At 49.2% G+C, this 24,895-nt stretch carries 22 protein-coding genes; 4 read left to right on the top strand and 18 right to left on the bottom strand.

The window, feature by feature from the left end:
* The first annotated feature begins 327 nt into the window (after positions 1 to 327).
* Both VFS25_RS10345 and hisS read left to right on the top strand, forming a co-directional pair.
* On the top strand, positions 328 to 786 hold the full coding sequence (locus VFS25_RS10345) for a low molecular weight protein-tyrosine-phosphatase (protein WP_326462061.1): 459 nt from the start codon (positions 328 to 330) through the stop codon (positions 784 to 786).
* 25 nt (positions 787 to 811) lie between these two features.
* The gene (hisS, locus tag VFS25_RS10340) at positions 812 to 2,161 is read left to right on the top strand and encodes a histidine--tRNA ligase (RefSeq protein ID WP_326462060.1); all 1,350 of its coding nucleotides are present in this window, start codon (positions 812 to 814) and stop codon (positions 2,159 to 2,161) included.
* A 109-nt stretch (positions 2,162 to 2,270) separates the two neighbouring features.
* On the opposite strand, the gene VFS25_RS10335 is transcribed toward hisS, so the two are convergent.
* The 5 genes from VFS25_RS10335 to VFS25_RS10315 form a co-directional block, all read right to left on the bottom strand.
* Positions 2,271 to 4,280, bottom strand: a complete 2,010-nt coding sequence (locus VFS25_RS10335) for a protein-disulfide reductase DsbD family protein (RefSeq protein WP_326462059.1) — start codon at positions 4,278 to 4,280, stop codon at positions 2,271 to 2,273.
* Between the two features lie 86 nt (positions 4,281 to 4,366).
* Positions 4,367 to 4,822, bottom strand: coding sequence for a protein-disulfide reductase DsbD domain-containing protein (locus VFS25_RS10330; RefSeq protein ID WP_326462058.1), 456 nt, complete (start codon positions 4,820 to 4,822; stop codon positions 4,367 to 4,369).
* A 44-nt stretch (positions 4,823 to 4,866) separates the two neighbouring features.
* The gene (gene purQ / locus VFS25_RS10325; RefSeq protein ID WP_326462057.1) at positions 4,867 to 5,559 is read right to left on the bottom strand and encodes a phosphoribosylformylglycinamidine synthase subunit PurQ; all 693 of its coding nucleotides are present in this window, start codon (positions 5,557 to 5,559) and stop codon (positions 4,867 to 4,869) included.
* A 153-nt stretch (positions 5,560 to 5,712) separates the two neighbouring features.
* A complete protein-coding gene (locus VFS25_RS10320) occupies positions 5,713 to 6,690 on the bottom strand; it encodes a hypothetical protein (RefSeq protein WP_326462056.1) in 978 nt (325 codons plus the stop codon).
* A 15-nt stretch (positions 6,691 to 6,705) separates the two neighbouring features.
* Positions 6,706 to 8,223 carry a hypothetical protein gene (locus VFS25_RS10315; protein ID WP_326462055.1) on the bottom strand — a complete coding sequence of 506 codons (1,518 nt, stop codon included), beginning with the start codon at positions 8,221 to 8,223 and terminating at the stop codon, positions 6,706 to 6,708.
* Between the two features lie 379 nt (positions 8,224 to 8,602).
* Between VFS25_RS10315 and VFS25_RS10310 the strand changes: the two genes are divergently transcribed.
* Positions 8,603 to 9,529 carry a TIGR01777 family oxidoreductase gene (locus VFS25_RS10310; protein WP_326462054.1) on the top strand — a complete coding sequence of 309 codons (927 nt, stop codon included), beginning with the start codon at positions 8,603 to 8,605 and terminating at the stop codon, positions 9,527 to 9,529.
* A 71-nt stretch (positions 9,530 to 9,600) separates the two neighbouring features.
* On the opposite strand, the gene VFS25_RS10305 is transcribed toward VFS25_RS10310, so the two are convergent.
* The 7 genes from VFS25_RS10305 to VFS25_RS10275 form a co-directional block, all read right to left on the bottom strand.
* A complete protein-coding gene (locus VFS25_RS10305; RefSeq protein ID WP_326462053.1) occupies positions 9,601 to 10,830 on the bottom strand; it encodes an anthranilate synthase component I family protein in 1,230 nt (409 codons plus the stop codon).
* A 111-nt stretch (positions 10,831 to 10,941) separates the two neighbouring features.
* Entirely contained in the window at positions 10,942 to 11,388 is a 447-nt protein-coding gene (locus VFS25_RS10300; protein ID WP_326462052.1) for a hypothetical protein, read from the bottom strand.
* A 183-nt stretch (positions 11,389 to 11,571) separates the two neighbouring features.
* On the bottom strand, positions 11,572 to 12,852 hold the full coding sequence (locus tag VFS25_RS10295) for an adenylosuccinate synthase (RefSeq protein ID WP_326462051.1): 1,281 nt from the start codon (positions 12,850 to 12,852) through the stop codon (positions 11,572 to 11,574).
* Between the two features lie 135 nt (positions 12,853 to 12,987).
* The gene (locus tag VFS25_RS10290; RefSeq protein ID WP_326462050.1) at positions 12,988 to 15,234 is read right to left on the bottom strand and encodes a RelA/SpoT family protein; all 2,247 of its coding nucleotides are present in this window, start codon (positions 15,232 to 15,234) and stop codon (positions 12,988 to 12,990) included.
* A 19-nt stretch (positions 15,235 to 15,253) separates the two neighbouring features.
* A complete protein-coding gene (locus VFS25_RS10285; RefSeq protein ID WP_326462049.1) occupies positions 15,254 to 16,015 on the bottom strand; it encodes a 2'-5' RNA ligase family protein in 762 nt (253 codons plus the stop codon).
* 45 nt (positions 16,016 to 16,060) lie between these two features.
* Entirely contained in the window at positions 16,061 to 16,804 is a 744-nt protein-coding gene (locus VFS25_RS10280; RefSeq protein WP_326462048.1) for a response regulator transcription factor, read from the bottom strand.
* A 235-nt stretch (positions 16,805 to 17,039) separates the two neighbouring features.
* The gene (locus VFS25_RS10275; protein WP_326462047.1) at positions 17,040 to 18,473 is read right to left on the bottom strand and encodes an alpha-L-fucosidase; all 1,434 of its coding nucleotides are present in this window, start codon (positions 18,471 to 18,473) and stop codon (positions 17,040 to 17,042) included.
* A 133-nt stretch (positions 18,474 to 18,606) separates the two neighbouring features.
* On the opposite strand from VFS25_RS10275, the gene VFS25_RS10270 reads away from it, so the two are divergent.
* Positions 18,607 to 18,774: a DUF6728 family protein gene (locus tag VFS25_RS10270; protein WP_326462046.1), complete on the top strand. Its 168-nt coding sequence runs from the start codon at positions 18,607 to 18,609 to the stop codon at positions 18,772 to 18,774.
* 54 nt (positions 18,775 to 18,828) lie between these two features.
* On the opposite strand, the gene lpxB is transcribed toward VFS25_RS10270, so the two are convergent.
* From lpxB to VFS25_RS10240, 6 genes are all read right to left on the bottom strand, one after another.
* The gene (gene lpxB / locus VFS25_RS10265) at positions 18,829 to 19,944 is read right to left on the bottom strand and encodes a lipid-A-disaccharide synthase (RefSeq protein ID WP_326462045.1); all 1,116 of its coding nucleotides are present in this window, start codon (positions 19,942 to 19,944) and stop codon (positions 18,829 to 18,831) included.
* A gap of 162 nt (positions 19,945 to 20,106) precedes the next feature.
* The gene (locus VFS25_RS10260) at positions 20,107 to 20,421 is read right to left on the bottom strand and encodes a hypothetical protein (protein WP_326462044.1); all 315 of its coding nucleotides are present in this window, start codon (positions 20,419 to 20,421) and stop codon (positions 20,107 to 20,109) included.
* A gap of 19 nt (positions 20,422 to 20,440) precedes the next feature.
* The gene (surE, locus tag VFS25_RS10255) at positions 20,441 to 21,217 is read right to left on the bottom strand and encodes a 5'/3'-nucleotidase SurE (RefSeq protein WP_326462043.1); all 777 of its coding nucleotides are present in this window, start codon (positions 21,215 to 21,217) and stop codon (positions 20,441 to 20,443) included.
* A gap of 52 nt (positions 21,218 to 21,269) precedes the next feature.
* Positions 21,270 to 22,046: an ABC transporter permease gene (locus VFS25_RS10250; protein ID WP_326462042.1), complete on the bottom strand. Its 777-nt coding sequence runs from the start codon at positions 22,044 to 22,046 to the stop codon at positions 21,270 to 21,272.
* 5 nt (positions 22,047 to 22,051) lie between these two features.
* On the bottom strand, positions 22,052 to 22,939 hold the full coding sequence (locus tag VFS25_RS10245) for an ABC transporter ATP-binding protein (RefSeq protein ID WP_326462041.1): 888 nt from the start codon (positions 22,937 to 22,939) through the stop codon (positions 22,052 to 22,054).
* A gap of 34 nt (positions 22,940 to 22,973) precedes the next feature.
* On the bottom strand, positions 22,974 to 24,895 hold a 1,922-nt coding region (locus VFS25_RS10240), incomplete at its 5' end, for a 3-hydroxyacyl-CoA dehydrogenase family protein (RefSeq protein ID WP_326462040.1).

The following is a 24,895-nucleotide window of genomic DNA, read 5'->3' as shown; positions in this document are numbered from 1 at the left end:
CCTGTTGCATTAGCATTGTTAGTAAGTTACAATTATACAAAAATTATTTTTTTAATCTCATACATTTGGGCGCAGTAAAATGTTAAAACTTGCCGGCCCTAAGTGGTCAAATGGCCAGTGCTGCTGCTTTTGCAGGTATAAACTTTTTTATCGCCTTATTTATTGATAATATATTTATCAATTGTTAATGAGATAGTTAAGGTTTTGCTGACCTCAGCGGTTTTGCAGGAACCATTTGGTAAATAGATGCAGCGGGGCCTTATTTTCCATATATGCACTTCCCGCAAAATCTTGTAGGTTTGCGGTCCCGGCCAAACCGGCTTTCATATGAAAATATTAATGGTATGCCTGGGCAATATTTGCCGCTCGCCGCTGGCAGAGGGCATTTTGAGGCACCTGGCGCAACAACATGGGTTAAATTGGGAAATAGATTCCGCAGGTACCGGCAGCTGGCATATCGGCGACCCGCCGGACCACCGCTCCGTTAAGGTGGCGCGCCGGCATGGGGTGGATATTTCGGGGCTCCGTGGCCGGCAGTTCAGTGTGGCCGACTTTGAGCGGTTTGACCACATTTATGTAATGGACCTGGACAACTACCGCGATGTGCTGCGCAAAGCCCACAGCAAAGCGCAGCAGCAAAAGGTACAGCTGCTGCTGGCCAACCAGCAGGAAGTGCCCGACCCCTGGTATGACGATGCGCTTTTTGAACCGGTATATAATATGATATATGCAGCCTGTGAGCGGATTATTCAACAAGCGGCAACCAGTGCTGCCCACGGCAATTAATTCTTAATTCTTAATTATTCATTCCATGATAAAACCCAGCATTCCCAAAGGCACCCGCGATTTTGGGCCGGCGGTGGTGAAGAAACGGCAATATATTTTTCAGACCATCCGTGAAACGTTTGAGCTGTTCGGCTTTCAGCCGCTGGAAACGCCAGCCATGGAAAACCTCAGCACACTTACCGGCAAATACGGGGAAGAAGGTGATAAGCTGATTTTTAAGATCCTGGACAATGGCGATATACTTGGCCGCGCCCAGCAGGCAAAGGACAGCCGCGAGCTGGCCACCCTGATCTGCGAAAAAGCGCTGCGCTATGACCTCACCATTCCCTTTGCCCGTTACGTGGTAATGAGCCAGCACGAGCTGGCCCTGCCCTTCAAACGCTACCAGATGCAGCCCGTATGGCGGGCCGACCGGCCGCAGAAAGGCCGCTACCGCGAGTTTTACCAGTGCGATGCGGATGTGGTGGGCAGCAACTCCCTGCTGAATGAAGTGGAGCTGCTGATGATATACGACCGCGTATTTACAAAGCTGGGCATGCAGGGCTACGAAGTGCGGGTTAACAACCGGAAAATATTAAGCGGCCTGGCGGAGAAAATAGGTAAGCCCGAGCTGCTGACGGATATTACCATTGCCATTGATAAATTAGACAAGATAGGCGAAGCCGGGGTGAATGAGGAATTGCTGGCCCGCGGCCTTTCCCGGCAGGAGGTAGACATCATCAACAACTTTCTGCGGATTGAGGGCAACAACCATGAAAAGCTGCAGCAGTTGCAAGTACTGTTGCAGGGCTCTGCTACAGCGCAAAAAGGCATTGAAGAATTAACCTTTGTGCTGACCAGCGGGTTAGGAGGTTTTCAAAGCGAACCGGTTGTAGACGTAACCCTTGCGCGCGGGCTAAATTATTATACCGGCTTGATCGTAGAGGCTAAGGCGCCGGCTGCAGTAAAAATGGGCAGCATTGGCGGCGGCGGCCGTTATGATGATCTTACCGGGCTGTTTGGCCTGCCGGGATTATCCGGTGTGGGCATTTCGTTTGGGGTAGACCGTATTTACGATGTGCTGGAAGAGCTGCAGCTGTTTCCTGCTACTGCGCAACAGGGCACCAAAGTGCTGTTCCTGAACCTGGGCGAAGCCGCCTTACCCGTTGCTTTTAACCATGTAATGCAGCTGCGCGACAAAGGCATTGCGGCAGAGGTTTTTCACGAGCCGGCCAAAATGGATAAGCAAATGAAGTATGCCGATAAACGGGGTATTCCATTTGTGGTGATCATTGGCGAAACAGAGCTGCAGGAAAATACGCTGAGCATTAAAAACCTGCAAACCGGCCAGCAGCAGAAGATTGCGGCAAACGAGCTGTTGGGATTTGCGTTTTAGGACGGGATAAACCTACCTAACGCATTCTCTTTTAAATACCTGGTATAGAAAGAGGCGGTCTGAAATTTCAGCACCGCCTCTTTCTCTTTATATCAGCAATATGTTACACTTACTTTTTCCCGATAGCGCCACTGGTGCTTTTAAAGGCCTCCAGCCCGCATTTGAGCCAGCTGGCATAAGCCTTGGCATCCGGCGTATAGCCAACCGGGCGGGTGAGCAGCTTTTCATCCGGGCTGATTAACACATAAAAAGGTTGGGAGTTGTTGGAAAAATTCTCTGTTTGCATGGTGGCAAACTTATCTCCCACGGTTTTTATTTCCTTCTTATGCCCGTTGGCGGTAGTGAACAGGAACTGCGCATCTTCCGGCAGCAGCTTACGGTCATCCACATACAACGATACCAGTATGTAATCTTCCCGGATCAATGTTTTTACCTCATCTTTTGGCCACACATTTTCCTCCATCTTACGGCAGTTTACACAGGCCCAGCCGGTAAAATCCACCAGTATAGGCTTATGCTGCTCTTTGGCCAGCTGCAGCGCTTTCTCATAATCGTTCACCACATTGGCCTCCACACCCTTTGCGGCATCATTGCCATATATGCTGTAGGATAACGGCGGCGGGAAACCGCTGATCAGGGCACGGTTGGCATAAGAAGTATTGGTAACGCCCGGTACCAGGTACAGCGTAAACGCCAGGAAAATAAGCGCTGCTATCATACGGCCGGGCTTCAGCTTTTTCAGCGGCGCATCGTGCGGAAAACGGATCTTACCGAACAGGTACAGCACAATGCAAAAACCTATAATGATCCAGATGGCAAAAAACACTTCCCTTTTCAACAGGCCCCAGTGCATCACCAGGTCGGCGTTAGAAAGGAATTTGATAGCCATTGCCACTTCGGCAAAACCCAGCACCACCTTTACAGTAGTAAGCCAGCCGCCGGATTTGGGCAGTGACTTCAGCCAGCCGGGGAACAGCGCAAAAATTGCAAAGGGCAGCGCCAGCGCAAAACCAAAACCGGCCATGCCCATGGTAAGCTGCATGGCCCCACCATCTGTTGAAAGGGAGCCTGCCAGCAATGAGCCCAGTATAGGACCGGTACAGGAAAAAGATACCAGCGCCAATGTAAGCGCCATGAAGAAAATACCCACAATACCGCCTACGCTGGTTTTTGCATCTACCTTGCTGGCAAGGCCGCTGGGCAGGGTGATCTCAAAATAGCCAAAGAAAGAAATGGCAAATACAATGAAGATCACAAAAAAGAACAGGTTCAGCCACACGTTGGTGGATATATTATTCAGTATTTCGGGGTTCAAGGAAGTCAGAAAATGAAAGGGCAAACTTAACAGCACATAAATCAGGAAAATGAAAAAGCCGTAGATAACAGCGTTCATTACGCCCTTGCTTTTTTCTTCGGATTTTTTGGTGAAGAAAGAAACCGTAAGCGGTATCATAGGAAACACGCAGGGCGTAAGCAGCGCAATAAAGCCGCCCAGCAGCCCCAGTACGAATATGCCCCACAGGCTTTTTTTACCTTCGTGTCCAATGCCGCCGCAGGTGTTGGCCGGGTTATCCAGCGTAATGCTGCTGCGCTTCAGTGACTGCGCGGCGCCGGCAGACTCCTGCAGGCCGGCTGCCACACTGGCCAGGTTGCCGGCTGCATCCAGGCTGAACTTGAACGGCACTTCTTCCGGTCCTACCACCTCCTCTCCTTTAATGGCCATAAAGTTCACGCTGCCGGCTACTTTATCAGCGCCGGGTTTCAGCTGCACAGTGGCCAGCAGCTCTACCTCATTCTCAAAGTATTTAATATTGATGTTGTCGAGCAGCGGCTCTTTCCGGCTGTTTACCTTACCAGCCTCTGTTACGCCGGTTAAGGTAGCGGTGCCGGCTTTGGTTGTGTCCAGCACCACACGGGTATTGGGCTCATCATCGCTCATGGTGGTGGAAAAAAGCTGCCAGCCTTTATCAATGGTGCCTTTCAGGTGCAGCACATATTTACCGTCTTCTTTTTTCTCGGCAGCATACTGCCATTTAACTACAGCAGCGATGGAGTCCTGGGCATGCGCGGTTGCAGCGGCGCCCAGCATGTATATTAAAACAGCGAGTAAGTACTTCATGGTGGTTTATCATGGGCTTAAAATAGAGAAAAGGCAGCTTGCTGACCTGCAAACTGCCAGTTACAAATGACTTGCTAAACAGGGGCTCACTTTCCGCCAACGCCTATTGCAAACTCAATTTCCTTGGGCGGCAGGCATTGGTGATCGTCACACACCATAAACTCAACGGAGCCCTTCACTTTGGTAGCCGCTTTACCTTTTACGGTAACGGTTTGAACAAAGTTTACCTGGTTCTCGTAGTATTTCAGCTCTGAATCGAAGTTCTTATCAAAAGCTTTGTGCAGTTTACCGTCTTCCTTTACCCTGCCGGTAGTAACTATCAGCGGATTTTTGGAGAATTTGAATGAGGTGGGTACCGGTCCTTCCCCGGCTTCCTGCGCATACAGGTGCCAGCCGGGCTCTATGGTAGCTGTCATATGCAGCTCATAGGTTTTGTCATTGATCTTTTTGGAAACGAAGCTCCATTTTACCGGATTTTCAATCTGTGCACTTGCCAGCACGGGTGCGGCAAATAAAAGCAGTGCGATGAACAATCTCTTCATAATCAATTTTTCTTTTTTTAAATGGTTGGTTTGGTTCTGGTGTTTTAATTATTGGCGATCAGGCTCTGGAATATAAGCTGACCGTCTGTATTACCCAAAGCGCGGCTGGTAGCCCGCTCCGGATGCGGCATCATGCCAAAAACGTTTCTTTCTTTATTGCAGATGCCGGCTATGTTACGGATAGCGCCGTTTGGATTGGCGGGTTCCACAATATTACCAAATTCATCGCAATAGCGGAACAATACCTGGTTATGCTTTGAAAGGCTGTCCAATGTAGCATCATCTGCATAATAACGGCCTTCGCCATGGGCTACCGGTATCATCAGCGGCCGGCCGGCTACATCTTTGGTAAGGGATGCGGCTGTATTTTCACTTTTCAGGTAAACATTTTTACATACGAACTGCTGGTTTTGGTTACGCAGCAGCACGCCCGGCAGCAGGCCGGCTTCGCACAGTATCTGAAAACCATTGCACACGCCTATTACGCGGCCGCCTTTACCGGCAAACTCTATTACGCTCTGCATCATAGGGCTAAACCTGGCAATTGCGCCGCAACGCATATAATCGCCATAGGAAAAGCCGCCCGGCAGCACAATACAATCCCTGGTAGTAAATGCGCTCAGGTCTTTATCCTTATGCCACAGTTCAATTACTTCCTGTCCCAGGTCGTTGCGCAGGGCATCAATCATATCATGATCACAGTTAGAACCGGGAAAGGTGACAACACCAAATTTCATGTGAAAATCTTTAATCAATAATACGGGTAAATTGCAAAATTAGGAAGCCGCCTGCACATTTCAATAGCCGCCTGTACCAATATACACCACTGCTGGCTTAATAAGCTGATAGTGTGATGCATATATATATCATTCTTATAATCCATTCACTTATCAGCTGAAATACTGCATTACAATTACGTAGCCCAGGGTAATAAAGTGTATAATGCCCGCTACGGTTTCATTGGTAATGGTCCAGTACACGTTACCGATGAACAGCGACATGGGCATAACGGCCAATACCCAATAGTCGGGCGAAAAATGCACATTGAACAACGGCACTACAATGGCTACCATCACATACACGATCTGCACGGCCCAGGTTTTGCGGGTTTGTATGAGCATTTTCATAAGCGGGCGCTGCAGCAGCAACCATCCTACAACGAAAAAGAACACACTTGCTATTAAGGCGCCCCAAACCTTGTAATCATTAATAACAGGCAGGCTAAGGCCTATGCGGGGTATGTTTTTCAACAACGCCCCATGGTTGGTAATAAACAAGTAAGTGCCCAGCAGGTACAGCGGGCAAATAAGCCCCAGCAGCGCAATAATCCACTCTGCCAGCCGGAAAGGCCGCATAATAAGCAGGCTTATGAGCAGCAGCACGCAAAACACAATAGCCGGAAAATAGAACAGGCCGGCTACGCCCAGGGCAAAGCCGATATTAAACACCACATCCCTTGCTGATGTGCGGGTGTACAGCTCTGTTGTGCTGGCAAATACCCACAGCATAATGCAGTTTACCAGCAGGGCCGGTGAAAACACATTCCACCCCTGCCATAAGGAGGTAAACAGCAGGTAGCTCATGGCCGGCAGGTAGGTAGCCTTCGGGAACAGGCGATGGTGGTTAATAATGCGGGTAAGCAGCAGGGTTTGCAGGAACAGCAGCAAAATGGCTATGGAAGTAAAAAAAAGCGGGCTTTTGCCCACCAGCGCCTGCAGCCATTTTACCAGCAGGTCATATAAAAGCCCTTCTGATCCGTCGGCGATAAAGGTTGACGGATGTAGCAGGTAAAAAAACTTAACCAGTAATGTATATATTAACAGCAGCAATACCGTTAGCGGATTGCCGGAGCGGAAAAATCTTACCACAGTGCAAAGGTGTAATTAAAAGTCAATTTTTGCAAAGCAAATATAGCTCCGGTAAATGCAGGGTATTAACACACTGCGGCTGCTGATCTGTTTCCCGTAACGGGGCATCCAGGTAAACCCTTTGTCGAGGTTGCGCAACGTGGGCATACGGCTGATCTTTCCATCGGGCTGTATGCTGTTGTCTGTTAAGATATAGTTGCGGCGGTCCAGCTCATTATACAGGAAACGCAGCTCGCTGCCAATGTTCACCATCATGTACGACAGGTACAGGTCGGCCCCGTCGTCGAACTGGCTTTTACGTACAAAGTTGCTCCACTGCAGGTCGCCGGTATCGTCAAACGACAGGATGGCTACATTATCATAGTGATAGCGGTTGCCCTGGGAGTTGTTCCATCCCCAGGGGCTGTAATACCAGGGGGAGTACGGCGAATAGTAGTAGGAGTACGGGTAACCCATACCGCCGTAGGGGCCGTACATATAATTCCAGCGGTTCCAGGGCTGGTAACGGGAGGTGGTATAAAAAGATTCTGCCGTTACCAGGAAACCGCCGTCTTTGGTATTAATGATCCGGCGAATGAAATAGTCGTTGAAAGCTGCATTGGTAGAGGATTCGCCCCGGGCATTCATCTTCAGCTCATTGGAAAAGGGCACCAGCTTTTCGTAGATCAGCTGGTTTTGGTCGTAATCGAATTTGCTGATGTAAAGGCCATCCACGTTGCCCCGTTTCTGCTTATAATAGAAGGCCGTAATAAGGGCGCGGTGCTGGTTATTATCCAGCTTCATCTTCACCTCATCCAGCAGCTGGTTTTCCAGCTTCAGGGGCGTTATTTCAAAAGAGTCTACGGCAGACCTTTTAATAACCAGGTCGCCTTTTACCGTATAATCCCGGTTGTTGGTGCGTTCCAGCTTTGTAAATATTAAGTCGCCCGCGTTGGTAAGGGTAAAATTGCTGAGGAAAGACTTTTTTTCCATGGGCAGCGACAGCCGGCTGTTATTCACAAAATTAAAGGAGCTATCGTACTGGAAGGTGTAGAACACGTTATTATCCTCCTTATCCTGGTTAATCTTATAAACCAGTATGCGGCCTTTGTCTTCTGAATATTCTACGGAATACACTTTATTTTCCTTGGAATAATAGCCAATACGGGTAGAGTCTATTACAATGGGCGACTGCTCAAACTTAGCTTCAGGATCCATGATGGCGCATACGCTGTATACGGCATCCTTACGCTGGAACTGGTAAATCATGAATACCTTGCTGGGATATGCTATAAAATCTATGCTGATGATCTTCCGGGGTAAAAAATCCAGCTTTACCCGCTGTTTCAGCTGCATGGCGTTATCATATACAGACACCGCATTATCGCCCCGGTCACTTTTATATACCATTATATTACCGGCTACCCGGCCTATAATCTCAAATTCAGTGCTTTTATAATCGTCCCGTTCCGGTTCTGAGTAAGATATTTTTTGCGCCATGAGGGTTCCGCCACAAAAAATCAGGCAGGCCAGCAAAGAAATTCGGTATAGCATCGGTATAATGTTTTAAATAATGTGGTAACGTAAATTCATTCTATATTGTTGTAGGCTACGGGCCATACCTCCGGGAAAATTTTACAGTCAAACCTACACGAAAATTTGCGTTTCGCAAAGTGGAATAAGGGCGGGGCCTGCGGGGCATTATCAGCGCTGGCGGGGTAAAAAGCGCCCGCCGGATCAACGGCCGGGGATCGGTTTGTACGGCGGCCGGTCTTAAAATGCCGCCGGCGCTATTGACGCCGTCAGCGCATACGGTTTTACCCCGGCTGCAAGCGCGGTAACGGGTTTCAACCATAATAAACTGTGTACAGCACAGTATTTGCTTTTATTCAGTACATTTAGAAAATTTTAATTCAGAACCGTTTTTAGCCTGATGGAAACAGTGTTAATAACCGGGGGTACGGGATTTGTTGGTCAAGCGCTTACACACTTGCTTACTGAACATGGTTATCATGTAATCGTCCTAAGCCGTCAGCCACATACGCACACAAATTCCGGCAACAGCCTGCTTACCTATGCCCGCTGGGACCTGCGGCAACAAACCATAGATATTGCTGCCGTGCAGGCAGCTGATTTTATTGTACACCTGGCCGGCGCCAATGTGGGCGCCCATCGCTGGACAGCTGCCTACAAAAAAGAGATACTGGAAAGCCGTACCCAAAGCAGCCAGCTGTTATTCAACACCTTACAACAGCACCCCAACAAGGTGCGTAAGTTCATCAGCGCCTCCGGCACAGGCTATTACGGGGAAAACCCGGGCGCTGCTACACCTTTTACAGAAACCGACCCGCCGGCCGATGATTTCCTGGGCAGCACCTGCCAGGCCTGGGAAGCCGGCGCGCTGCAAATGCAGCAGCTGAATAAAGATGTGGTAATATTCCGTACCGGCATTGCCTTAAACCGTAACGGCGGCGCCATGAAAGAGTTTTATAAACCCCTGCGGTTTGGCTTTGCCACTATATTGGGCAGCGGGGAGCAATGGGTTAGCTGGATTCACCTGCACGACCTGGTACGCCTGTATTTTAATGCTATTGTTAACCCTCAGCTAACCGGCATTTTTAATGCCGTGGCGCCGCAGCCCGTACGGCACAAGGAGCTGATCATGACCATGGCAAAAGCCGCCAAAGGCAACAGCTTTATTCCCGTACATATACCGGCCTTTGCCCTGAAGCTGGCCGTGGGCGAAATGAGCACAGAGGTACTGAAAAGCACCCTGGTATCGTCGCGGAAAATACAGGAGCTGGAATTTCAATTTTCTTACCCGGACATACAACAGGCAATGGAGCAGCTGGTGCAGTGATAATTAGGAATTTATCAATTACGAACGGGGGCGAGCCCCCAAACAAGCCCCGCCTCCAATTCGTAATTACTTCAGATCACTTTCATCATGGCTTCTGCTTTCAGCAAACACTCCTCCCACTCTTTTTCAGGACTGCTGTAAAACGTAATAGCGGAGCCGGTAGGAAAAGAAAGATGCCGGCTGGCTGCGTTGTACAGGATGCTCCGTATCACTACATTCAGATCAAAATCGCCGGAAGGGGTTATATAGCCCAGCGCCCCGGAAAATAAGCCGCGGCGTACCGGCTCATACTGGTCAATAAGCTCCATCACCCTTAGTTTAGGCGCGCCGGTCATTGAGCCCATGGGAAAGGCATGCTGTATTACAGCGGTGAAAGGCATATTTTCCTGCCGTGTAGCCTTTACAGTAGAGATCATATGATGCATATGCGCAAAGGAGTATATGCCAAACAGCTCGGCTACCTGCACGCTGCCCTGGGTAGCGGTATGCGCCAGGTCATTACGCACCAGGTCAACCACCATTACATTTTCTGCACGTTCTTTGGCGCTCCGGTACAGATCGGCGCGGGCCTGCGCATCCTGCGCGGCATCCGCAAAGCGCCGGGTGGTGCCTTTTATGGGCTGTGAAATAATGCTATGGCCCTGCTGCTGCAGGAACCGCTCAGGGCTGGAGCACAGCAGGTACTGGTCTTCCAGGCGGTAATAGGCGGCAAAGGGGGCAGGCGACAAGCGATTCAGCCTGTCAAACAACGTTAAGGGATGTACGTTAACACCGGAGATAAAATTGTCGCGGCAAAAATTCACCTCATAGCAATCACCGCGGTGAATATGCTCCTGCAGCGCTCTTACGGTTTTGAGGTAGGCAGCGCGGGGCAAATGGCTTTGGGGCCGGCTGGTAATGGTATGATGCCGGTGCTGTATGTTAGCCGGCATTTGCAGGCAGGCCTCATAAATTTCACCGGCCTGCTGCCTGGTAAAATTCTCCCCTCCTATGCGCACCTGCTGCCCCTGCAGCAGCATCACTACCTGGGGCCTGAAAAAATACAGGTCGGGAAAGGCAATGCCGTTGCTGCGGTTATTCTTAAATGTTACAAGGGGATTGCCGTTGCCCGGCAGCAGCTGGGTTGTTTCCTGTTTCAGATCGTAAGACAGGTGGCCGAACAGCCAGTCATGGCTGGTATCATGAAATTGCTGAAGGGCGGCAAATGCGCTGCCGGCGGGCAATGCAATGTATTCCAGCACACCGGCGCCGAGCAACGCTTCATAGCGGTTATACGGTGAGTGATAATCATTGCTGTCCAAAAAACAACAAATGTTGAACCGGTTAGACCAATTCAACATTTGCTGTTTAAAAACTTTAAGATTGACTACTGGAAAATCGTGAAATATCCTGATAATGCTTTGTTTTAACGCTTAGAAATCATCATCGTCATCATCAAAGCCCCTGTCGTTAAACAGGTCCATGTCTTTGAACTCATCGTCAAAGCCCAGGTCATCGTCATCATCGCTGGATTTTTTACCCGGGCGGCCACGGCGTGCTTTAGGTTTGGGCATATCAAACTCTTCGAAGTCAGGATCATAATCCTCATCTTCTCCCTTCTCCCATGCGTCATCATCATCATCTATATCATCGTCGTCATCGTCTATATCATCATCATCATCGTCGTTCCTGCTTCTTTTGGAGGCTGGCTTATCTGATTTTTTTGCAGCAGATTTCTTCGGAGTTTCCTCCTCATCATCTTCCTCATCCTCATCGTCTACTTCTTTTTTGGGCTTGGCAGCAGCCTTGGGAGCTCCTTTGGTTGGCTTGGGCGAAGTAGGTTTTTTGTTCTCTTTTTCGTTATCAGATTTCGATTTCATCTGTAAATAGTATTTAATTTTTATTGGCCAGATGGAACCTCGCACTAACATGCCTCTATGTAAGAAGCGTTAATCATGCTCGGTTTCATAATAGGTTCACTTATTTCGTTAGCGTAAAGTTTTAACAGTTTTTTTTATTCGCCAAATTTTTTTTCTTCTCTTTTTTTTGTAATTTTTTAAGTTCTACTGCTCCAGTATCTGATCCCTGCCAGGCCCGTTGGAAACGTATTTTACAGGTACCTGCAGGTATGCTTCCACCTCCTTTACAAAAGCTTTCATTTCGGCCGGTAACTCACTGTATTGCTTACTGTTGGCAGCAGCTTCATTACTCCATCCGGCATATTTTTCCCATACGGGTTTTACATCCAGGCTGGTTAACTGAAACGGCATTTGCCTTGTTTTAGCGCCATTTACTTCGTAGGCGGTACAGGCGTACACTTCATCAAACGCATCCAGCACATCACTTTTGGTCATTACCAGCTGTGTTACGCCGCTCAGCATGCAGGTATAATCCAGGGCTACCAGGTCAATCCATCCGCAACGGCGGGGCCGGCCGGTAGTGGCGCCAAACTCGCGGCCAACTTCACGCAGCTTTTCGCCGGTGGCGTCGTGCAGCTCAGTGGGGAACGGTCCGCCGCCCACGCGGGTGCAATAGGCTTTGGTAACGCCAATCACTTCCCTTATCCATTTGGGTGCAATGCCCAAACCGGTACATACGCCTGCAGAAATGGTGTTGGATGAAGTTACGAAAGGATAGGTGCCAAAATCCACGTCCAGCATGCTGCCCTGCGCACCTTCCGCCAGTACCTGCTTACCTTCCTTCAGCTTTTTATTCAGGAAATATTCGCCGTTTACAATGTTCATTTTTTTCAGCGCTTCTATGGCTGCAAAAAAGTCTTTTTCCCAGTTAATAATATCCTGGTTAATCTCGTCCCGGGCTTCATCGTAGCCGGCCAGCAGGTGCAGGTGTTTCTCTTTCAGCTTTGCATATCTCTCGTTAAAATCAGGCAGCAGCACATCGCCCACGCGCAGGCCGTTACGGCCGGTTTTATCCATATAGGCGGGGCCTATGCCTTTAAGGGTGGACCCGATTTTTTCGCTGCCTTTAGCTATTTCAGATGCTTTGTCCAGCGCCCGGTGTGTGGGTACTATCAGGTGTGTTCTTTCTGCAATGAACAGGTTTTCCTGCAGGTTTACGCCGAGTGCAGTTACCTTTTCGCATTCCAAACGGAAGGTTACGGGGTCCAGCACCACGCCATTGCCAATGAGGTTAACGGTGTTATCATGGAACACGCCTGAAGGGATGGTATGCAGCACCACCTTCTGATCCCCGATGTATAAAGTATGACCGGCGTTGGGGCCCCCCTGGAAGCGGGCTATCACGTCATATTTACCTGCAAAGTAATCCACAATCTTGCCCTTGCCTTCATCTCCCCATTGCAGGCCTAACAAAACATCTACCATAATTTGTGTAAGTTTAGAAAAGAAGTGGCAAAATTAAGGCGAAATATGAAGATTTATAGATTTTTCTGCGCGCCTGTAAACCTTTGCGCGCTACGGTAGCGCGCTACTATGTATATACATACAACGGCTGCGCCGCTAGTCTTCCAGCCGGTTTACGGATTGTATGCCATCCAGGCGTTTCAGGCGGTCTACCAGCTCATCCAGCTCCTCCTTATCGTGCACATATACTTTAATGAGCCCTTCAAACAGCCCTTCCCTGGATTCAATGGTAAGTGCGGAAATATTCACCTTAAGCTCCCCGGAAATAATGTTGGTGATCTTATGGATCACTCCCACATCATCCATGCCTATAATCCGCAGGCCGGTAAGGAAGGATATTTCACGGTTCTTCACCCACTTGGTTTTTACCACGCGGTGGCCGTAGTTGGCAAGCAGCTGTGCGGCATTGGGACAGTTGGTGCGGTGTATTTTCAGGCCTTCGCTGGCGGTTATGAAGCCAAATACATCATCGCCCGGAATGGGGCGGCAGCAGTTGGCCAGCTTATAGGCTATTTTGTCTGAGCTTTCCCCGAAAATAATCAGCTCCGCATCTTTTTTAGCCGGCATCTGCTGATGCTTCAGGTGATCTTCCGGCTGGTGCTCCGGCAGCTTCACCACCTTAGGCGGTTCCAGCTTATCGCCCAGCACATTAAATTGTTTCAGCTCCTTCAGATCAATATTTTTGATAGCGATCTGGTAGTATAAATCCAGCGGGGAAGGTTGTTTATAAAACTGTACCAGCTCATTAATATTGTACTGGCTGGCGGATATTTTCAGATGATCCAGCTTGCGCTCCAGCTGGGCCTTGCCATCCATGGCTATTTGCCGTTTTTCCTCTTTCAGCGCGTCTTTTATCTTGGACTTGGCTTTGGCGGTGAGCACAAAGTTCAGCCAGTCTTCGGAAGGCTTTTGCTTGTTGGAGGTAATAATCTCCACCTGGTCGCCGCTGCGCAGCTTATGGCTCAGAGGCACCAGCTTATAGTTTACCTTGGCGCCAATACACTTGTTGCCAATGGCGCTATGTATGGCATAGGCAAAATCCAGCGCGGTAGAGCCTACAGGCAGTATCTTCAGATCGCCTTTAGGCGTATATACATAGATCTCTTCGGTAAACAGATTGCTCTTGAAATCGGCCAGGAAGTCGAGCGTATTGGAATCGGGATTATTGAGTATTTCCCGTATCTGGCTAAACCACTGGTCAAACTTAGACTCCTGGCTGGCAGCGCTCTGGTTGCCTTCTTTATAGCGCCAGTGGGCGGCCAGGCCTTTTTCCGCATAATCGTTCATGCGTTTGGAGCGTATCTGCACCTCCACCCATTTACCCTGGGGGCCCATTACGGTTACATGCAGGGCTTCGTAACCATTTGACTTGGGGTTGCTTAACCAGTCGCGGGTACGTTCGGGGCTTGGATGGTAAAAGTCGGTGATGATGGAGTACACTTTCCAGCAATCCGCCTTTTCCTTATCGATGGAAGAATTGAGGATAATACGGATGGCAAACAGGTCATATACCTCTTCAAAGGCCACGCCTTTGGTCTTGATTTTATTATAGATAGAGTGGATGGATTTGGGGCGGCCATAGATCTCAAAGTCAAACCCCTCCTCCTGCAGCACTTCCTTAATTGGTTTAATAAACTCGTTAATGTACCGGGTACGCTCCCGTTTGGTTTCCTTGAGCCTTTTTGCAATATCCCGGTAGGTTTGCTGCTCGGTGTATTTCATGGCCAGGTCCTCCATCTCGGACTTGATGTTATACAAGCCAAGGCGGTGGGCCAGCGGGGCATAGATAAATACGGTTTCGGAGGCTATTTTCAGCTGCTTTTCCCGGCTCATGCTGTCCAGGGTGCGCATATTGTGCATGCGGTCGGCCAGCTTAATCAGGATCACGCGCGGATCATCTGCCAGGGTAAGCAGTATTTTCTTGAAATTCTCTGCCTGGGCGGTGCTGGTACTGGAGTCTATTACAGTGGATATTTTGGTAAGGCCGTCTACGATGTGGGCAATTTCGCTGCCGAACTCGCGCTCCACATCTTCCAGGGTAACCTCTGTATCTTCTACGGTATCGTGTAATAATGCGCATATAGCCGAGCGTACGCCCAGGCCAATTTCTTCCACGCATATCTGGGCCACCGCCAGCGGATGCAGGATGTAGGGTTCCCCGGATTTACGCCGCATGTCTTTATGTGCATCGGCCGCCATTTCAAAGGCGGTACGCACCAGTTCCCGGTCACCTTTTTTTAACCTGGGCTTTAAAGCTCTTAATAATGCGCGGTAATGGCGAACGATCTCCTTTTTCTCCTGTTCTTCGTCTAAATTATATTTTTGAACTGCCACTGTTTCCATCAGCACTAAAGTTACGATTTTATGCAATACGATTAGCTGCTGGTGGCGGAACCGGCTGGCCCAGCCGGCATTTTTGCAGCACTTCCCAGGAGGCGCCGTTATGCCGCATAAAATAGAGGTTATTTACCCTGAAGGAGATGTTAAAAGGGCGTTGCTCGTATTCGGGCCAGGCCGCCTCCAGCTGCTCCCTGGAAAGATCGTTAAAGGCGACTGTAATATGCGGTTTAAAGGTATCGCGGGCCAGCATACGGCTAAAGCCAAACTCTTTTCGCAGAAAAGCGGCCAGCTGCCGGTGAATGTTCATAATAGCTTCGTCCTGCTCAACCCGGATGTAAAGGATCCGCTGGTTCTTATACTGGGAGGTGCCGAAGCCGTTCAGCGTTACTTCAAAGGGAGCGGCGCCTGCTGCAAATTCGGCCAGGCCGGCGGTAAGTGTTTTTTCGAGCAGGGGATCGGCGGTAAAAGGCACCTGCATGGTAATATGCGGCAACACCTTTAGCGCAAAGCGCGCGCCGTAGTGTTCCGCAAATTCCTGTTTCAGGCGAATGATCTCTTTCCCTGCTTCTGCAGTGGGCAGCAGTGCAATAAAATAAATCTTTCTTTCCTGCTTCGACGGTTTGTGAAATTTCCTTTTAGGTGCAGGCCGGTTGTTTTGCTGGTTAAAACGGCCGCCCCTGTTGTAAGCGCCGGCATTGTTCCTGTTACTACCGTAACCACCCGGAGCAGGCGGCCGGTTTTGTCCCACGCGGGGTCGGCGGGGTTGTTCATTTTCAAAGTTCATGACATAAAGATTGGGTTGAACCCTGTTATGTAAGTGTATAGGTATTTAGTGCTCTTTGTGATCCTTGTCTTCCTTTTGATTTTCCTTTTCCGGCTGGGGAAGGTTCAGGCGAAAGCCTACGTTATGCAGTGTTTCCAGCTGTATTTGCGGATCGGCCCGAAAATGCTTACGCATCCGGGTAATAAAAACATCCATGCTGCGGCCGCTGAAAAAGCCGTCTTTCCCCCAAACATTCAATAATATCTCTTCCCGTTTTAGTATTTGGTTGGCATTTGCTTTGAAATAGCGAATTAGCGCTACTTCCCTGGGTGTAATAACGCCTATGCGCTCACCCTTTTCATCTTTTACTTCCAAGCTTTCTGCATTAAATGTAAGCTTTCCCAACGTAAATTCACTTTCCTCATTGGAGGGCCGGGGCAGGCTCCTTTTCAGGAATACCTTCATCCTGGCCACCAGCTCATCTATGCTGAATGGTTTGGTGATATAATCGTCACCACCAAGGCGGAATCCTTCCAGACGGTCTTCGTCCAGCCTGCGGGAGGTAATAAACAGAATAGGAATAAGCCCGTTCTTTTTCCGTATTTCCTGTGCCAGCGTAAACCCGTCTTTTTTAGGCATCATTATATCCAGCAGGATCAGATCAAAATCTTCCTTCTGAAATTTCTTCCAGGCTATTTCTCCATCATAACAATGTACTATGTCGAACCCTTTAGATTCAAGATGCTTTTTGATGATGCTACCAAACTGGTAGTCATCATCAACCAGCAGTATTTTTGCGATACGATTCATCTTAAATTAACAATGGAGATATGGTTAAAGCTTTTGATTATAAGGTTCTTCACTTCAATGCAGGGGATAGTAACATCCGCAATATTGTTAATTTATTGTTTCCTTCGCGTTAATAATTCGTTATTCCACGTATTTTTTTACTAGCTCTTAAAAATGAATTAACTAAATGAAATATTCTTTTTTAGCAGCTGCCTCTCATTATCAACACCCTTCTGATCATTAGGTTTCCTAACAATCAGGAAACCTTATCTATTTTAATAGCTACCGCATGCTGCCACGCTTTTTGTTGCACAGCGGCGGGTATGCTAATCTCTACAGCATCGCCGGCCTGCTTCCAGCGCAGCTTTTCATTTGTTCCCAGCATCACCATTTTGGCGCCTTTAGCTGGCGTAATGCCTTTAAAGGAAATTGCTGCCGGCAGCTTTTCATTTTCATCCAACAAATATATAGCATATACGCTGCCATCTTTTTTCCGGGTAAAGCAAACCTTGCCGTCCTTATAAGGCGCTACCGCACGGGTACCGTAGATGGCATCGCCGTTTACATGCATCCACAAGCCGATATTATGCATGGTAGTATAGGCGGCTTCATGCAGTTCACCATCCGGACCCGGACCTACATTGAGCAAATAGTTGCCCCCTTTTGCCACAATATCTACCAGGTTGTGGATAATGGTATTAACGGATTTGTACTTGTCGTTAGGCACATAAGACCAGGAGCCGGCCATCGTCATACAGGTTTCCCAGGGATAGCTGAGCGGCTTGTCGGGGATCTGTTGCTCGGGTGTGCGGTAGTTCTCAAAAGGCCCATGCACGCTGCGGTCTACCACTATCAGGCCCGGCTGGTGCTGCCGCGCCATTTTGGTAATGGCTGCCATGTTAATGTCCTGGTCCTGCGGCTGTGTCTTGTTCCAGGAAAGCGATTCCTTGGTTTGTGTTTTACGGGGACGTACCCATCCGCCATCCAGCCAAAGGATGTCTATTTTGCCATAGCCGGTCATCAGCTCCTCTATCTGGTTGTAGGTGTACTGTTTAAAATGCTCCCAGCGCTCGGGATATTTTTTTATATCGTAGTTCACATTCCTGTCTTTGGGCGGAAAATAAGGCCACCAGTAATACGCTGTATGCCAGTCGGGCTTGGAAAAATAGGCGCCGGCGTGAATGCCTTCTTTCCGGAATGCGTCAAACACTTCTTTGGCAATATTGGACCGCGGATTGTTGCTGAAAGCGCACTGCGGGCCTGTAACGCGGTAGTCTGTTTGTTTGGTATCAAACATACAAAAGCCATCGTGGTGCTTGGTGGTGAATACCAGGTACTTCATGCCGGCATCTTTAGCGGCTTTTGCCCATTTGGAGGGATCGAACTTTACCGGGTTAAAGGTTTTGCCCAGCGCTTCATATTTCTGCAGGTATTCGTAATAAGGAATACCCTTGGGCTTACGCTGCGTCCAGCCTTCATCTTCCGGGCAAATGCTCCATGATTCTACTACTCCCCACTGGGAATAGGGCCCCCAGTGCATCAGCAAGCCAAACTTCCAGTCTTCCCATTCATCCAGCTTCTGTAACACAGCAGGGTCTGTTTCGGGTACATAGGGCGGCTCGTTGTGCTCCTGGCCACGTGCCGTAAAAAACGCCAGCAGGGCTGCTGACATGATCCATAATTTACGCATGAATCTTATTTAAGGTGTGATAAATAGGATATTGTTTCCGGGGAACAAAATAATAAATATTAGTACTATTCCCTGACTGTTCTTTAACTGTTTTCTGTACCATATTACCCCCGCCGGCGTGTATCTTTGCGTTATGAAAAGTATCTGGCAGCAAATACTACGATACCTGTATATCGGCAAGAAGGACCCATCGGCGCCCAAAACACGCTATGTGGCCATGATGCATGGCATGAACCGTATATCCATTTTACTGTTCATTATTGCGCTGATCATCATGATCATAAGGCTATTGCGACACTGAAACAATGTGCGGATGTGCAGATGAATGGTGAATGATGGACAAATGGGCTTTGTTTCATTTGCAGATTTGCCCACCTGCACATCTGCATATTATTTCTGCTGCCAGGCGGGAGGCGTTCCGCTCTCCCAGGCGATGCCATAAAGCCGCATAGTCGGTTTGCATTTGCCGGCGGGTTTGCCCGTCTTTGAGCAACAGGGTTAATGCCTTCAGCAGGTTTTCCTCTGTAAGCTGATGCTGTATCAGCTCCTTTACCACCGGCTTATCCATTACCAGGTTTACCAGCGATATGTATTTCACCTTAATGAGCCGTTTTGCAAAAAAGTAAGAGATGGGACTGCCCTTGTAGCATACTACTTCCGGCACGCCAAACAGGGCGGTTTCCAGGGTGGCTGTACCAGAGGTAACCAGCGCTGCCTGCGCCTGCCGCAGCAGGGAATAAGTTTGGTTTTTAACGGTGGTTACATTGGGGTGCTGACCAATAAGCCTCTGCATAAATTCATCGTCCAGGCTGGGCGCTTGGGCTATAACAAACTGGTATTCAGGAAAGTATTTGGCCATCGTAAGCATAATGGGCAGCTTTATACTTACTTCCTGCTTACGGCTGCCGGGCAGTATTGCAATAATGGGCTTATCTGAAAAAGGCGCATCGGCCGGTTTGGCCTTTTCTGCCTTGATCACTTCTACCAGCGGGTGCCCTACAAAGCTTACTTCGTACTGCCATTTACGGTAGAAATCCTGCTCAAAGGGCAGTATGCATATCATTTTATCTACACATTCCTTTATTTTCTTTACCCGGCTTTCTTTCCAAGCCCATACCTGCGGGGAGATGTAATATACAATGCGGTAGCCTGCCTTTTTTGCCCATTCTGCAATGCGCAGGTTAAACCCGGGATAGTCGATCAACACCAGCACATCGGGCTGAAATGCCTGTATATCTTCCTTACAGCGGTCCATGTTGCGTAAAATGGTGCGCAGGTTCATGGCTACTTCCACAAATCCCATAAAGGCCAGATCGCGGTAATGTTTAACCAGGTACCCGCCGGCCTGCTGCATCAGATCGCCGCCCCAGCAGCGTATGTCCGCTGCCGTGTCCAGCTCCTTTATTTGCCGGATAAGGTTGCTGCCATGCAGATCTCCGGAGGCTTCGCCGGCTATAAGGTAGTATTTCATGCGGCAAATGTAGAATAATTACGAATTATCAATACGATTTACGGATTGTGGGCGGCGGGGTTATTGGTGATAATTAATAATTAATAGTTAATAATTAAACATTGGTATTTGTTGATTAACAAATCATAATTGACAGTGGCCATTGTTTTCTTCGGCCGCCGGCTATCCATGCACCAGCTTCAGCAGCAGTATGGTAATAGCATACAGCATTGTTACCAGGAAAATACCTTTGGCTGTAATATCCCTTCTTTTGCGGGTATACAGGTAAAATACCAGGCCGTTTAACAGCAGGCAAATGCTGATGACTTTGGGAATCATTTGCCGGTTGGTGCGAAGTATATTAATGAACTCTCCCAACCCTATATGCTGCTTGATGGATATCAGCAGAAAATATAAGAAGAAGCCAACAACAGGTGTCAGCAAGCCTAATACGATGCCCAGGGGTAAATTGTCTTTCTTTAACATAACATAATTCATAAAGAGATATTAACGCGCATTAAAACTTCCAGGTGCGCTCCATCTCCTCTTTCATCCGGTAATTAGTAAGGTCAAACTGCACAGGCACCAGGGATGCATAGTTGTTTTCCAGCGCCCACACATCCGAATCTTCCCCCGGATCCATGTTCTTGAACTCACCGGTAAGCCAGTAATATTTTTTTCCGTGCGGGTCCAGGCGCTCATCAAATGCCTCAACATACTTGGCATTGGCCTGCCGGCATATTTTAATGCCTTTGAACGCATGCGCATCTTCTACTACAGGTATGTTCACATTGAACAGCGTTCCGGGCGGCGCGTTGTTTTCCAGCATTTTTGCCGTTACATTGTATGCTACCTTCTTACATAACGTAAAATCTGCCGAAAAACTATAATCCAGGTAAGAAAAACCAATAGAGGGAATACCTTCAATGGCAGCTTCCATAGCAGCTGACATGGTGCCGGAGTAAATAATATTGATAGAGTGATTGGCGCCATGGTTAATGCCGCTTACACAAATATCCGGCTTACGGTGCAGTATTTTATCGCGGGCCAGCTTCACACAATCTACCGGGGTACCGGAGCATTGCCAGGCCTCTACGCCTTCAAAAATATCTACCTCATTCAGGCGCAGCGGTATGCCTATGGTTATGGCGTGCCCTTTGCCCGACTGCGGGCTATCCGGCGCCACCACCACTACCTTACCCAGCGGACGCACCGCTTCTACCAGCGCCGCTATGCCGGGCGCCGTTATGCCATCATCGTTAGTGACCAGTATAATCCTTTCGTCTGTACCCACTTTTCACATTTTTACTTGTTACAAATTTAGTATGTATAATATACATTTTACGTTAATAATCTGTTTTCAGCATTCTCCTGAAAACCAGGAATATCATCAACGCGGTGTACCCGCATAACAACAGCAGGTATACGCTGTCGTCATACCGGTCGGTGCTTATCAGCTTACCTATTACGGGAAAAGGCATCAGTTCATCGCCGGTTTGCAGGGGCAGCAGGCTGCCGATAGCGCCTGCATTCCGCTTCAATAACAATACCAGCACCTGCTCAATGATCATAATGTAACCCAGGTATAACACAATGGCCAGGCCCGAGCGCCGCACCAGCACTGCTATGAGCGTAGCAATGGCCAGCGACAGCAGTACCTGCAACAGGTAATAGAACACGTACACAAAATTCTCAAAGCCAAGCGGGTGCGTGCCGTAGGCCAGGCCCAGCACCGTAGCAGTAATAACCGTGGTTACAAAGGCCAGCACGCTGAGCGCCACCCACCAGAACAGCTTGGCTATTACAAACTCGCGCCGCTCCCACCCATCGATAATATTCTGCCGGTGGGTTTTATAAGTAAACTCATTGGTAACCAGTATGATCATGGGAATGGCAAACAGCGCGGTCATATAGCTGTTCACGTTGGCCATGCTTTGCCATATGAGCGGAAAATCATACGGGCCTACCGGGATAAGCTCTTTGGTTTTGCTTACTATCTGGCTGGTAATTTCCGCTGCAATGTAGTTGCCTGCGGGAATTACAATTACAGCCAGCCCTACCATTACCCAAAAGGCGCGGTAGGGCCTTATTTTCAGCCATTCAGTATGTATGAGTCGGAGCATAAACATTAGTTGTTGGTGATTTGCAGGAAAGCTTTTTCCAGGCTTTGTTTTCGTGTATACAGGTGGTTTAGCCACAGGCCCTGGTCTGCGCACCAGGCATTCAGCAGGGCCGGGTCCACCGGCTCCTTAAACACTACCTGCAAATGCTCCTGGCTGGAAATAATGTGACCAAAGGCCGGGTGCCGGCTGATGGCGGCCATCAGCTTTGTATTATCGCTGCATGACAGCTCTACAAAATCTTCCCGTACCAGCACCTGGTTTACAGGCCCCGACAGCAGCAGCTTACCTTTTTGCAGGATGGCCACATGGCTGCACACCTTCTCCACCTCATCCAGCAGGTGGCTGGCCAGTATAATGGTTTTACCGGTTTGCGCCAGCTGCTGTATCAGCCCCCGCACTTCTGCAATGCCGGCGGGGTCCAGGCCATTGGTAGGCTCGTCCAGTATCAGCACTTCGGGGTTACCCAGGAGGGCGGCAGCAATGGCCAGCCGCTGCTTCATGCCCAGCGAGTAGGTTTTGAAGCGGGAATGCTGCCGGGCGGTTAACCCTGCAATTTCCAGCACGCGGGGAATATCCTGCCCGGATTGCTGTTTGATGGAGGCGGCTACTTTCAGATTTTGCCAGGCAGACAGGTAGTGGTAAAAGTTGGGCGTTTCCAGCAAAGTACCGATATGCTGCCTTTGCCGGGCAGTAGGCGCTTCATCCAGCAGGGTAAAGGTACCGCTGTCGGCCTTCAGCACATCGGTTACAATACCCAGCAGTGTCGTTTTACCGCTACCGTTAGGTCCCAGAATACCGAACACCGCGCCTTTGGGTACCTCAAAACTGACATCTGACAGTGCCTGTACAGGTCCATAGCGTTTGGAAATGTTCCGGAGAGTGAGAATTGACATGATGGGGATTTACGGTTTCCGTAAATCTATAAAATTAATTTCTAATTGGTTTACCGGTTTTGATTACGCTTTGCAGGCGTTCCAGTGTTTTGCGCTCTGTGGCCAGGCTCAGGAAAGCTTCGCGCTCCAGGTCCAGCAGGTATTGTTCGCTTACCAGGGAGGTTTCGCTCAGATCGCCGCCGCACATTACATACGCCAGCTTGCCGGCTATTTTTGCATCATGCCCGGAAATATATTTTCCAAACAGCATGGAATTAATGCCTGCCAGCAGGGCGCCCAGGGCGCCACGGCCCAGTACTTTAATATCCTTACGTTCCTGCGGGCGGGTATAACCTTCATCTGCCAGGGTTATAACACTGCGTTTGGCGTCTGCTATCAGGCGGTTCAGGTTCATGGTAACTTCATCTTTCCCAGGGCGCAGAATGCCCAGGTCATAAGCTTCCTGCGCAGAGGTAGACACTTTGGCCATGGCCACGGTCATGAACCGGTCTTTCAGCGGTTCTTCCTCAATACGACCTTCCTTAAATTCATCACTGGCGCGTACAGCCATTTCCTTGGTGCCGCCGCCGCCGGGGATTAAGCCCACCCCCAGCTCAACCAAGCCAATATAAGCCTCTGCCGCTGCCTGCACCTTATCTGCATGCAGGCACATTTCACAGCCGCCGCCGAGGGTAAGCGCATGCGGCGCCAGCACCACCGGTACAGATGAATAACGTATACGCATAGTGGTTTTCTGGAACAGGCGTACGGCCATATCCAGCTCGTCATACTCCTGCTCTGCCGCCAGCATGAAAATCATGCCTACGTTGGCGCCGGCGGAGAAGTTGGCGCCGTCATTCCCGATCACCAGGCCGCGAAAATCTTTTTCCGCGCGGTCAATAGCTTTGTTCACCCCTTCCAGCACCTCACCGCCAATGGTGTTCATCTTGGTTTTCCAATCCAGCCCTACTACGCCGTCGCCCAGGTCGTACAGGTTGCAGGCGCTGTTTTTCCAAACGATATTGTTGCTGAGGTTTTCCAGTATGATAAACGTACCGGCGCCAGGCACCAGCTTATAGTCCCGGGTAGCTATATCGTAATAATATTTTTTGCCGTCGGTTACCTTGTAAAAGGTATTAATGCCTTTGCCGAGCATGTCTTTCACCCAGGCAGCCACTTTAAAGCCCTTTGCTTCCATTGCCTTTGCAACCGCTTCCACGCCCAGGAGGTCCCAGGTTTCAAAAGCACCTATTTCCCAGCCAAAGCCGGCTTTCATGGCATCATCCACCTTGTAAATGTCATCTGCTATTTCGGGTATACGGTGAGAGATATACGAAAACAGGTGTGCATGAAACTGCTGGTAAAACTGGCCGGCCTTGTCACTGGCAGCCGCCAGCATACGAATGCGCTGCTTCAGGTCTTCTATGGGCTTTGCAGCTTCCAGGCTTGCAAACTTGGGCCGCTGTTTAGGGCCATACTCCATGGTTTGGAGGTTCAGTGTAAGTATTTCCTTTCCCCCCTCTCCTTTTGTTTTCTTATAAAAGCCCTGGCCGGTTTTATCGCCCAGCCAGTTGTTCTCTACTACTTTTTGCAGGAAGGGCGGTATTTCAAATATGCCGCGCGCCTCATCCTGCGGGCAATTTTCCGCCACGCCCTTTGCTACTTTTACCAGCGTGTCAATGCCTACTACATCGGCTGTACGGAAAGTAGCAGATTTAGGGCGGCCTATTACCGGACCGGTAAGCGCATCTATTTCATCTATGCCCAATCCCATTTCCTGCATAATGTGAAAGATGGCCATGATAGAGAATACCCCTATCCTGTTTGCAATGAATGCAGGCGTATCTTTACACAGCACCGTGGTTTTACCCAGGTATAGATCGCCGTAGTGCATCAGGAAGTCCACTACCTCCGGATCGGTGTGCGGCGTGGGTATAATTTCCAGCAGGCGCAGATAGCGGGGCGGGTTAAAGAAGT

It is taken from the genome of Chitinophaga sp. (genome assembly GCF_035761305.1).
Classification (GTDB): Bacteria; Bacteroidota; Bacteroidia; order Chitinophagales; family Chitinophagaceae; genus Chitinophaga.
Note: the sequence above shows the minus strand (reverse complement) of the source record. Positions and strands in the feature narration are given on the sequence as shown.